This window comes from Mesorhizobium bavaricum (assembly GCF_056781655.1).
Map to the genome: position 1 here is coordinate 4,500,528 of NZ_CM165566.1, position 11,993 is coordinate 4,512,520.

The window sequence follows — 11,993 nt, forward strand, 5'->3', positions numbered from 1 at the left end:
CCGAACCAATGATCCGCTACGGACAACAAGACATTACGCAGGCTGACATCGAGGCCGTTGTGGACGTTCTGAAGTCGGCCAACCTTACTCAAGGCCCCAACATTCCGAAATTTGAGAGGAGTGTGTTAGCGCGCACAGGTGCGAGGCATGCGGTGGCCGTCAACAGTGCCACCTCGGCACTTCACATCGCCTGCCTGGCGCTGGACCTCGGGCCTGGCGACGTTCTCTGGACCTCCCCGAACACATTTGTGGCCACGGCGAATTGCGCGCTCTATTGCGGCGCTCAAGTGAGCTTCGTGGATGTCGACCCGCGGACTTATAACCTCTGTCCGAGGGCTCTGGAGGAAAAGCTCAACGAAGCTGAAAAGGTAGGCCGCCTCCCGAAAATTGTGGCACCTGTCCACCACACCGGCCAGCCATGCGATATGGAGGCCATTCACGCCCTTGGTGAAAAGTACGGCTTCAAGATCATCGAAGATGCCTCGCACGCTATCGGCGCTCGCTACAAGGGTGAGCCCGTCGGAAACGGTCGATACAGCGACATCACCGTGTTTAGTTTTCATCCGGTAAAGATCATCACGACCGCTGAAGGTGGGATGGCCTTAACCAACAATGAGGAGCTGGCAACTCGCTTGGGCCTCCTGCGAAGCCACGGCATCACGCGAGAGCCAGAACTCATGACGCAGCTCATGGATGGCCCTTGGTACTATCAACAGGTGGCCCTCGGCTACAACTACCGGATGACGGACATGCAGGCTGCGCTAGGCGTCAGCCAAGTTGCTCGCCTGGCCCATTACGTGAAGCGGCGACATGAGATCGCCGATCGTTACAGCACGCTCCTGTCCAACCTGCCGGTTACGCTGCCGTGGCAACATCCAGACAGCTACTCCGCCTATCATTTGTATGTGATCCGGCTGCAGCTGGAGAACATAGGGGTGACGCATCTGGAGGTCTTCGAGGCGCTACGTGCCAGGGACATCATGGTCAACCTGCATTACATCCCGGTGCATACCCAACCGTACTACCAGAAGATGGGTTTCCGGAACGGCGACTACCCGGAGGCTGAGCGCTATTACCGGGAGGCCATCAGTATCCCTATGCACCCGACGTTGACCGACGCGGACCAGGAGTTCGTGGTAAAGGTGCTGCGCGAGGCCATGGGGCTATGAGACTGGCCGTGATACCGGCGCGGGGCGGTTCGAAGCGCATCCCCCGCAAGAACATCCGCACCTTTGGCGGGCTGCCGATAATTGCGTGGTCGATCCGCGCAGCCATGCGGAGCGCCTGTTTCGACCGCATCATCGTCAGCACGGATGATGCTGAGATCGCCGAGGTGGCAAAGGAATATGGAGCAGAAGTACCTTTCTTGCGCCCGACCGAATTGTCTGACGACCACACTGGAACCGTTCCGGTTGTGGCACATGCCATCCGATGGCATGTGGGGGAGGGTGCTCCTGCCCGTGAGGTCTGCTGTATTTACGCCACTGCGCCATTTGTGCGGGCGAGCGACGTGCGACAGGGCCTGGAGATGCTTCGGGCGACCGAGGCCGACTTCGCCTTCTCGGTGACGAGTTATGCCTTTCCCATTCACCGGGCATTGCGGATCACGGCAGGTCAACGCGTGGCGATGTTCCAGCCGGAGCATCTTGGGAGCCGCTCTCAAGACCTTGAGGAAGCCTGGCACGACGCAGGTCAATTCTATTGGGGTCGCTCTGAGGCATGGCTCGAGAACAAGCCCGTGTTCGGGCAAGGCAGCGTCCCGGTGTTCTTGCCGCGCCATCGTGTGCAAGACATCGACACACCCGAGGATTGGGAGCGCGCGGAGTGTATGTTCCGCGTCCTGAACGCGGACACAGGATCGGAATGATCCAAAAATGTCCCGGCGGTGAATGAAAAGCATGCAGATCGCCTTTCGAACTGATGCCTCGATCGAGATTGGCACCGGTCATGTCATGCGCTGTCTCACGCTGGCTGACGCGCTTCGCGAGCGCGGGGCGGAAAGCCTGTTCATTTGCCGCCTGCACAATGGCCACCTTATGAACCTCATAGCAGAGCGCGGCCATGCGGCCGTGGCGCTGCCCAAGCCGCCTACAGAGGGCATTAAGGCGTGTGCGGTTCCACCCCATGCCTACTGGCTGGGGACGGACTGGGCTCGAGATGCCCAGGAAACGCGCGAGGCCATCGGGGCCGTAGATTGTCTGGTCGTCGATCATTACGGGCTAGACCGCCGCTGGGAGGAAGAGCTTCATTCTGCCTGTCGGTACCTGATGGTCATCGACGACTTGGCTGACCGCCCGCACGATTGCGATCTGTTGCTCGACCAGAGCCTCGGTCGCACGGAAGGGGACTATGATGGCCTCCTGGGCGACCAAGCCATCAGGTTGTTGGGACCGGACTATGCGCTTCTTCGGCCCGAGTTCGCGAAGCTGCGCGCTGAGAGTCTTGCTCGCCGGGTTCAACCGAAACTCGAGCACCTGCTCGTAACCATGGGCGGTGTGGACAAGGAGAACGTCACAGGCTCTGTGTTGGACGCGCTCGATGAGGGGAACTTGCCCCCAAATTTGCGGATCACGGTTGTCATGGGCCCGCATGCGCCCTGGATAGATCAGGTGCGTATCCGTACGGCCGCAATGCGCTACCCGACCCGGGTTCTGGTCGGGGTGAGTAACATGGCCCGCTTAATGGCCGAAAGCGACCTTGCTATCGGCGCGGCCGGAAGCACTTCCTGGGAGCGCTGCTGCATGGGCCTGCCCAGCTTTGTGTTGGTGCTGGCGGACAACCAACATACGGTGGCCGAGGCGCTACAAGTTTCAGGGGCCGTCGTCGCCCTGCAAAAACCTTCGCAAGTTGTAACGCACTTGGAGGAGCGCCTGGTGTCAGGGACGGTTGGTCAGTTTCTCCTTGACCTTAGCAACGCAGCCGCAAGGGTCACTGACGGAGAAGGCGTTTCCCGGATCGCCGACCGGATGGTCTGTGAATATGTCTGAGCTGTACCACGTTCGGGCGATGACTGTTGACGATCTGCCTATGGTTTTGGCATGGCGAAATCATTGGGACGTGCGGCGTTTCATGTTTACTCAGCACGAAATTGGCCTGGACGAGCACCGCAATTGGTTCTCCCGGCTGTGCAATGAGGAAACTCGCCGGTTGTTGATAGCTGCGGTTGGCGATGTCCCTATCGGCTGCGTCCAGTTCGACAATGTCACTGACGGCGGGGTGTCGAACTGGGGATTCTATGCCGATCCCATGGCAACAAAAGGAACCGGGAAGAAGCTCGGTTTCGCGGCGCTGGCTTATGCCTTCGGCGAATTGAACCTGCATAAGGTCTGCGGCCAAGCGGTTGATTTCAACACGGCCTCTATAGCGCTGCACGAACGTTTAGGTTTTGCTCAGGAGGGCGTATTGCGGGAGCAACAACGGATCCAGGGGTTGTATCGTTCCATCGTTTGTTTTGGGTTGCTGAAAAGCGACTGGATTATTCGAATGATACCTCTTGGAGAACCCAATTGAACTGTATCCAGATCGCCGGGCGCTTGATCGGCCCGGATCAGCCCCCCTATGTCATTGCCGAACTGTCCGCCAACCACAACGGCAGAATCGAAACGGCGCTGCACATCGTCGACGAGGCCAAGAAGGCCGGAGCAGATGCCGTCAAGCTGCAGACCTACAAACCCGATACGATCACGCTCGATAGCGATGGCGAGGAATTCCGCATCAAGGGCGGTTTGTGGGATGGGCGGAGACTCTACGATCTCTATCAAGAAGCGCATATGCCGTGGGATTGGCACAAGCTCCTCTTCGAACATGCCCGCAAGGTGGGCATTACCATCTTCAGCTCGCCTTTCGACAGTACGGCGATTGATCTCCTGGAAGACCTGAATGCGCCAGCCTACAAGATCGCCTCGTTCGAAGCTGTCGATCTGCCGCTGATCAAATACGCCGCCAGCACCGGCAAACCGATGATCATCTCGACTGGCATGGCGGATGCAGGGGAAATCCAGGAAGCCATCGACGCTGCACGTGAGGGCGGCTGCAGGGAATTGGCCATTCTGCACTGCGTCAGCGGCTATCCGGCTCCGGCCGATGACTACAATCTGCACACCATAGGCGACATGATTGACCGGTTCGGGCTGGTGACGGGCCTGTCTGATCATACGCTGGACAATACCACCGCCATTACCAGTGTGGCCTTGGGTGCCTCGATTATCGAAAAGCACTTCACCCTCGACCGCGGCGGCGGCGGCCCAGACGATAGCTTCTCGCTGGAGCCTGCCGAAATGGCAGCATTGTGCACCGGCGCGAAAACGGCCTGGCAGGCGCTCGGCAAGGTAGACTATGGGCGTAAATCGAGTGAGCAGGGGAACGTCAAGTTCCGCCGGTCGCTGTATTTTGTACGGGACCTGAAGGCAGGTGATGTCATCACTCGAGACTGCATACGCAGCGTACGACCAGGATTTGGGCTAGCGCCTAAAAATCTCGAAGCAGTGTTGGGCCGTACAGTGACCCGGGACATTCGTTCGTCGACGGCCGTCATCCCTGAACTGATCGATAGCTGGCCGCCAAGATGAACATTCTGCTCCTTTCCAATAGTGCGCCGAACTATTTTCATTTTTTCAACGCTCTGGCCAAGCGGTTCGCGCAAGATGGAGCGACGGTGGTCGTCGCGGTCGACGGCGCATTCTCGCGCCGGGAGAATGGTCTGGACGAACTCGGCTTCTTGGCTATTTACGATTTTTCTGCGTTCTTCGCGGATCATCAGGTGGATACTGCTATCCTCGCGCGCTACGCGGACTTTGATCTGAACGCGGCCCTGCTTTCCGACTACGAACGCGCTCAGGTTTACACGGTTTGGGGAGACCGCGCCGACCTCGATTTCTTCGATCGACTAAAGAGCGCTCTGCTGACCTATTTCGAAAGGATTCTAGAGCACCACAAGACCGACTTGGTGCTGTACGAAAACGTATCCAACACCTTCGCGCACTTTGCCTTGTTCGTGGCCCGTCGGAAAGGCGCGGTCTATTGTGGCCTCGGGGGTTCTCGCCTTCCCGGCCGTTTTTCTGTGTCTTCGGATCCTCTGGCCGATGATGCCGCCGGCAAAGCATTCCAGGCGATTCGCGATGGTCAGCTCGCCGTCGACATGGAGGTGCGCCGTTGGGCGACGGAATACATTTCCATGATCGAAACGATTGTCCCCGATTATATGAAGATCAATGGTCTGGACCGCGTTGGTCTGCTAAGGCGCTACTTCAGACACGACCGCCTTGATAAAATGAGGTCGTTGCTGCGCCACGCCGCTGACAGTCGCACAGGCGCATTCCAGATCGGGAATCCGCTGCTGACGCATATCAATCTTTTTCTGCGCAACGTCAGGCGTCGCCTCAAGACGGGAAAGGTCCGTCGACTGTATCAAAGGCCTATGCTGGGAGAGCGGTTCCTGCTCTATCCGTTGCACTTCCATCCTGAATCTTCCACGTCCATTTTGGCGGGCGCTTATCTCGACGAGTATGAAGTTATCCGCAACATCGCATTCAGTCTCCCGGAGGGAATGCGCTTATACGTGAAGGACCATATTAGCGCATGGGCATATCCTTCTCTTGATTTTTACCGACGTATACGGTCCTTGCCCAACGTCAGGCTTCTGGGACCAGACGAGCCGACCAAGCAACTAATCAAGCAATCCGCGGCTGTAATCACGTTAACGAGCACCGTTGGCTACGAGGCCCTCCTCTTAAAAAAACGCGTGTTCCTGTATGGTCGCGTGTTCTATGACTTCCACTGCGGAGTGACCAAGATTAAGGACCCGGCGGCCCTGCGACGGCTTTTTCTCGATACGTTCGGCATGCCGCTAGATTGGGATGACCAATACAATCTGGATTTTGTTTGTGCCTACCATCACACTACGTTGCCGGGGACGCTCAACCTCCTTCTTGGCTGCGTGGAAGCAGAGACACAGGCAAGTAATATATACACACAATTAAGAAAAGCAGTACTTGCAGACAATATAGATGTTAAAAATCCTATATGAGTACGTATGGACTATAAGAGATCCATATCTTCAGTAATAGATATATAAGATGTTACCAGTAGCATGAAATTATCTATCGCTCAGGTTGCGGTTTCGTCTTATATTTTTCCTGCCGCTTTAGCTATAAGTGTTAGCTCGTATTTTGGATACGAATTTTCTAACGCCGGTCGGACAGTAATCATTTTCTCGATCGTTTTTTCGGTATTAGGGTACTTTAGCTCAAGATTTCTCCCCGCAGGTGATTATGGTTTAGGAGAAATTGGTGGGGAGATTGTTGAGTTAAAGATATCCTATATATTAATGTCTTTTGGACTTATTGCAATATTTGCTGATTTTTTACAATACAGAACTGTACCATTGTTGATGTCTGGAAAGTTAAGGGTCGATCTTCAAAGCTCAATTTTTTGGAATATATATATATATTGCGGAGTTGGTGTCTTTATCTACTCCAGGCTTTCACATCTTTCGACTTCAACGGCTAGTGGAAGAATTTTTGTAGCCCTATATGCTACCACCGCAATTCTCACTGCGTGGAAGGGGACCTTTCTCCTCGTGGTGATTATATGGGCGGCTCCGAGGTTCAGGGGATTTAAAGTAAATATATCTAGGTACCTAATATTTCTATTAGCATTTTCAGTAGTCTTTATTGTCGTAAACGCTGTCAGAGGAGGTAATACGATTAGTGAAGTTTCTGCTCAGCCAATCTATTATCTAATTTGGGGGTTCGTTAACTTTGATAGAGAGGCAATAAATTCAGTAAGCGATTGCCTTCATTCCATACCGATAGTTGGATGCAAATTCGAAGTGGAAAATGATTTGCTTGTAATTTCATCTTGGAATGTTTTTACCGCTCTGAGTCCTATTTACATAGACGGTGGGTTAATTTTGGTTGCCGTAACTTTCTATTGTTTGTCATTTGCATTGGGTGTGTCGGAAAGAACAAGCAGCACGATGATTAACGACTATGCACATTTCATGTTGCTGTACTTTTTTCTGATTGCACACAATGGATATGCTTTCTACTCAAAGTCATTCTTTGCTTCTCTATTAATGATTGTTTTCATATCCTCCTGGAGGAGCACGCACAGCCCCTCTTTCGTTCGTAGGCAGAGGCCATGGGTTAGGAGGCGTCAAACGCAATGAGTGCTATCGGAGGAAGGCGCGCATGACCTCGCCGGCGAGAAAGGCAGTTCTCAATACAGCGAACCTTCACAACGGAGGTGGCGTGCAGGTGGGAGCTTCCGTCATCGCGGAGCTGTCCGGAAATCATGCATTGGATATACCGCTCTCCGTCTTCATCTCGACGGAAGTCGGGCAGAATCTTAGCAGCTTGAAATTTCGCCCATCTCCGACAGTCCATTATGAAACGATGGATGTTCACGGACTGGACCTTCTGAACCGCGCGGCGCGCGCGAAGATGGACGCATATGGGCAGGTCCTTACGATTTTCGGACCGCTCTACCGCTGGAACCCCCGCTTCAAGAGCATCGTTGGCTTCGCGCAGGCGTGGATCATTTACCCAAGAAATGAGTGCTACGCAAAGCTTTCGTTCTTTCAGCGCCTGAAGACTCGGGCGAAATTCCGGCTCCAGGCGATGTTTTTCAAGCGCGCCGATGTGCTGATTGTCGAACTGGAACATGTCAAGGCAGGGCTAGTTCGTGAACTGGGCGTGGCCCCTGGGCGTATCCAAGTGGTGCACAACTGCCTTTCGTCGGTCTATCTGGACGAGTCCATCTGGCAGCCTGTTACGTTGCCGCAGGTTGATTGCGACCTGCTGCTTGGCTTTGTCGGCCGTAATTACCTCCACAAGAATACGGAGATTTTTCCGCAAATCGCCTCGGAACTGGAAACGTTACATGGCCTCAAGGCGAGGTTCTATGTCACTTTCACCGAGAAGGAATGGCAGGCCTGCTCGCCGGAATTTCGTCGTGTGTCTGTCAATGTTGGTCCGCTCTCCGTAGCGCAGTGCCCTAGTTTCTACAGGGGGCTTGACGCAGTGGTTTTCCCTTCCTTGCTGGAGTGCTTCTCTGCAACTCCGCTGGAGGCGATGGCGATGGCGCTGCCGCTGTTCGCGTCCGACCGACCGTTCAATCGAGATATATGCGGCGATCACGCGAATTACTTCGACCCGCTGTCGCCGGTATCAGCGGCAAACTCAATCGCCCGAATATTTGCCAACGGCGGACCGGATAGGGACGCGCTGCGTGCTGCGCGCGATCACGCGATTAACTTTTCTTCCCCTCGGGAGCGCGCTGAAAGGTACCTAGCCCTGCTGACGCAAGAGACCAGGACGTCAAGGCCAGATGGATGGTGGATGCTTCACGGGCGCACCAGAAAATCGGGGAGAGTGGTGATTGAGGCGGACGTTGCCCAAAAGGCGAAACTGTCAGGCCATGATCGAATACGTCCCTCCCCATATCGGCGTCGAATATCGTGGAATGCTTGATCCGATCGAGCGTCTGCACCGTTTCTGGCATGCGGCGACAGCAACTAGCGGTCACGGCTGATAGAGATCCCAAGCACAACGATCGCTCCAAATGGACGCGATTGAGTTCTCCAAACACTACGCCGCATCCGACGGGGCGAGCGGACACGCAGCCAGTTGAAATAGAAAAGGACGCTCGATGTTTACCGGCAAGACCCTCCTCATAACCGGAGGCACAGGTTCATTCGGAAATGCCGTTTTGCGGCGGTTTCTCGATTCCGATTTAGCTGAAATCCGCATCTTCAGCCGGGACGAGAAGAAGCAGGACGACATGCGCAAGAAATACAACAACTCCAAGGTCAAGTTCTATATTGGAGACGTGCGCGACTATCAGTCCGTCCTCAACGCCGTGCGAGGGGTAAATTTTATTTATCACGCCGCGGCACTCAAGCAGGTGCCGTCCTGCGAATTCTACCCGCTTGAGGCCGTCAAGACCAATGTGCTGGGTACGGAGAACACCTTGGAAGCCGCGATAAACTGCGGTGTGGAGCGTGTGATCTGCCTGAGCACGGACAAGGCGGTGTATCCGATCAACGCCATGGGCATCAGCAAGGCGATGATGGAGAAGGTTATCGTCGCAAAGTCTCGGTCGAGCAACAGCACCGCCATATGCGCTACCCGCTACGGCAATGTGATGGCTTCGCGGGGCTCAGTAATTCCGTTGTTCACCAACCAAATTCGCGCCGGCCAGCCCATCACAATCACGGACGCGGCCATGACCCGTTTCATGATGACATTGGACGACGCGGTCGACCTGGTGCTCTACGCCTTCGAGCATGGCAATCCCGGTGAGATCTTCGTGCAGAAGGCCCCGGCCGCAACGATTGAGACTTTGGCCAGGGCCCTGACCGGCCTGCTGGGCGCCCCTGACCATCCGATCAGGATAATCGGTACGCGACACGGTGAGAAATTATTTGAGGCCTTGCTCAGCCGAGAGGAAAGAGTGGCTGCGCAGGACCTAGGCAACTACTATCGAGTTCCACCAGATTTGCGCGATCTGAATTATGGAAAATTCTTCGAGCAGGGCGAGATCGAGATTTCGCAAGCGACAGACTACAATTCGCACAACACCACAAGATTGGATGTCAAGGAGATGCAGGCATTATTGATGAAGCTTAGGTTTGTGCAAGCCATTGTCCGTGGCGAGAATGTCGAGCCCGAAGAGTGAGCCATATAGAATGACCTTGGTTCCGTTTGCAATGGGCTCTGAGGGTTGGCTGGTTGCTCGCGGACTCAGGCCGCCCGCGGCCAATACACTGATTTCTTAGCGGTATGGTTTAGGTTCCCACCAGAAAGGTGCTGCGTAACGTGAAGACGAACAGAATCCTTGTCCTGGGGGCTGGTGGGATGCTCGGAAACGCGGTCTTCCGATTCTTCTCCGCCGATCATCGATATGAAACCGTTGGAACCCTTCGATCATCGGCCAAAAAACGCCATTTTCTGCCTCGTGATCATGGTAGCCTCATATCCAACCTAGATGTTCGAAACGATGGGGATTTGACGGCCGTGTTCGCCGAGACCCGGCCGGATGTCGTCGTAAACTGTGTGGGCGTCATCAAGCAGCTTGACGCTTCGCGAAACCATCTCACGTCGCTGACAATCAACGCGTCTCTCCCTCATCGCCTGGCGCAACTTTCGCGCGTAGCTGGGGCTCGTTTGATACATGTGAGTACGGATTGCGTTTTCTCAGGGAGCAAGGGAGATTACGCAGAATCCGATTTTGCCGACGCGAACGATCTGTACGGGAGAACGAAGTTTCTAGGTGAGGTCGATTACCCGAATGCAGTGACGCTCCGCACCTCAATCATCGGTCACGAGCTAGAGAGCTCAAAAAGTCTGGTTGACTGGTTTTTGAGCCAGCAAGGCGAAGTCAGGGGCTACAAGAATGCCGTCTTCTCCGGCTTGCCAGCGGTCGAACTTACGCGTGTGATCAAGGAATTTGTGATCCCCAATAACGACCTGAGGGGCCTTTTTCACGTGTCGGCTGCTCCGATCAACAAATTTGATCTTCTTTCACTGGTATCCAAGGTCTACGGCAAGGAAATAGATATTGTTGCCGATACGTTCGTCACTATCGATCGCTCCCTGAATTCCGACCTATTTAGGAGAACGACGGGATTTACACCTGAGCCCTGGCCGGAACTCGTGGCAACAATGCACAAGAGCTATCTCAAGTACAACCAAGATGTCGCTCGAAGTAAGGATCTGAGCGCGTCGACAGATCAGGATGGCTCGTGAGCCGCTGTTAATCGTGCTTTGTTGGAATTTACTAGGCAACTAGCTTAACGCATCCTCGGTTGTTGATCGAAAGTATCGCTCAGCCCTGAGAGTTCAAGTGTGGGAGTGGATTGGTGAACAGGCTGAAGGTCATGACGATCGTCGGGACGCGCCCCGAAATCATCCGATTGTCGCGTGTCATCGACCGATTGGATCAATCGTGCGACCAATGCCTCGTGCATACGGGCCAAAATCATGACTATGAGTTGAATGAGATCTTTTTCGAGCAGCTTAAGATTCGCCGCCCCGATGTGTTTCTTGAAGCAGCAGGAGACACGGCTGCCAAAACGATTGGTCGTGTAATCGCGGCGACCGATCAAGTGCTTCGCGAGCGTCGGCCAGAAGCGGTTTTGCTGCTTGGGGACACAAATAGCTGTCTCGCGGCAATTGCCGCCAAACGATTGAGGATTCCTGTTTTTCATATGGAGGCCGGCAATCGTTGTTTCGATTCACGGGTTCCGGAAGAGATAAACCGCCGAATAGTTGATCATGTTGCCGACATTCACCTAACCTACAGTGACATCGCGCGAAGCTATCTGCTGCGGGAGGGGATTGCGCCCGATCTAATTATCAAGACGGGCAGCCCGATGCTTGAAGTCCTAAGTTACTATATGGATGAGATCAATAAGTCGGATGTCTTGAGCCAGCTCTCTCTAGAGCGAGGAAAATACTTCGTGATGAGTGCTCATCGCGAAGAAAACGTCGACCCACCGGACAAAATGACCCGGATTGCTGAGATCGCCAATCACATAGCGCAGGAACACGACATTCCGGTGATTGTTTCGACGCACCCGCGCACGCGTTCGCGGCTGAACTCGTTGAAACTCGAAATGAACTCGAGAGTCCAGTTTATGAAGCCCTTCGGCTTCTTGGACTATGTGCATCTGCAGATGAATGCAAAAGCAGTTCTGTCGGACAGCGGCACGATCACGGAAGAGTCCTCCATCTTGAATTTTCCTGCGCTCAACCTGCGCGAGGCCCATGAGCGGCCAGAGGGCATGGAGGAAGGTGCGGTAATGATGGTGGGCTTGGGCCTCGACCGGGTGTGTCAGGGCCTTGCGATCTTGGAAAGCCAGTCGCGTGGGGCGGAGCGCGGGCTCCGCCTGGTTGCCGATTATGACATACCCAATGTCAGCGAAAAGGTGGTTCGCATAATCCACAGCTATACGGACTATGTGAACCGTGTTGTGTGGAAGAAGTACTGAG

11 protein-coding genes are annotated in these 11,993 nt (G+C 54.6%); all 11 read left to right on the forward strand.

Translation table 11 applies throughout. The annotated features are described in order from the left end of the window. Positions 1-8: 8 nt before the first annotated feature. A complete protein-coding gene (gene pseC, locus AC1RZR_RS22070) occupies positions 9-1,169 on the forward strand; it encodes a UDP-4-amino-4,6-dideoxy-N-acetyl-beta-L-altrosamine transaminase (RefSeq protein ID WP_481825976.1) in 1,161 nt (386 codons plus the stop codon). Continuing rightward, positions 1,166-1,867 carry a pseudaminic acid cytidylyltransferase gene (gene pseF / locus AC1RZR_RS22075; protein WP_481825977.1) on the forward strand — a complete coding sequence of 234 codons (702 nt, stop codon included), beginning with the start codon at positions 1,166-1,168 and terminating at the stop codon, positions 1,865-1,867. Before pseC ends, pseF begins: the two co-directional genes overlap by 4 nt. Before the next feature lie 31 nt (positions 1,868-1,898). Next, positions 1,899-2,987: a UDP-2,4-diacetamido-2,4,6-trideoxy-beta-L-altropyranose hydrolase gene (gene pseG / locus AC1RZR_RS22080; RefSeq protein ID WP_481825978.1), complete on the forward strand. Its 1,089-nt coding sequence runs from the start codon at positions 1,899-1,901 to the stop codon at positions 2,985-2,987. Beyond that, positions 2,980-3,510, forward strand: a complete 531-nt coding sequence (gene pseH, locus AC1RZR_RS22085; protein WP_481825979.1) for a UDP-4-amino-4,6-dideoxy-N-acetyl-beta-L-altrosamine N-acetyltransferase — start codon at positions 2,980-2,982, stop codon at positions 3,508-3,510. The genes pseG and pseH overlap by 8 nt, the downstream gene beginning before the upstream one ends. Then, on the forward strand, positions 3,507-4,568 hold the full coding sequence (pseI, locus tag AC1RZR_RS22090) for a pseudaminic acid synthase (RefSeq protein ID WP_481825980.1): 1,062 nt from the start codon (positions 3,507-3,509) through the stop codon (positions 4,566-4,568). The genes pseH and pseI overlap by 4 nt, the downstream gene beginning before the upstream one ends. Next, a complete protein-coding gene (locus AC1RZR_RS22095) occupies positions 4,565-6,025 on the forward strand; it encodes a capsular polysaccharide export protein, LipB/KpsS family (RefSeq protein WP_481825981.1) in 1,461 nt (486 codons plus the stop codon). Before pseI ends, AC1RZR_RS22095 begins: the two co-directional genes overlap by 4 nt. 63 nt (positions 6,026-6,088) lie before the next feature. Further along, positions 6,089-7,168, forward strand: a complete 1,080-nt coding sequence (locus AC1RZR_RS22100; RefSeq protein WP_481825982.1) for a hypothetical protein — start codon at positions 6,089-6,091, stop codon at positions 7,166-7,168. Positions 7,169-7,190: 22 nt separating this feature from the next. Next, positions 7,191-8,471 (forward strand): glycosyltransferase, encoded by a 1,281-nt coding sequence (locus AC1RZR_RS22105; protein WP_481825983.1) that lies wholly within the window; start codon positions 7,191-7,193, stop codon positions 8,469-8,471. A 178-nt stretch (positions 8,472-8,649) separates the two neighbouring features. Continuing rightward, positions 8,650-9,678, forward strand: a complete 1,029-nt coding sequence (locus AC1RZR_RS22110; protein WP_475433842.1) for a polysaccharide biosynthesis protein — start codon at positions 8,650-8,652, stop codon at positions 9,676-9,678. Positions 9,679-9,818: 140 nt separating this feature from the next. Then, positions 9,819-10,748: a dTDP-4-dehydrorhamnose reductase family protein gene (locus AC1RZR_RS22115; protein WP_481825984.1), complete on the forward strand. Its 930-nt coding sequence runs from the start codon at positions 9,819-9,821 to the stop codon at positions 10,746-10,748. A 113-nt stretch (positions 10,749-10,861) separates the two neighbouring features. Then, complete coding sequence (gene wecB, locus AC1RZR_RS22120) at positions 10,862-11,992, forward strand: non-hydrolyzing UDP-N-acetylglucosamine 2-epimerase (RefSeq protein WP_481825985.1); 1,131 nt, start codon at positions 10,862-10,864, stop codon at positions 11,990-11,992. Position 11,993 lies beyond the last annotated feature (1 nt).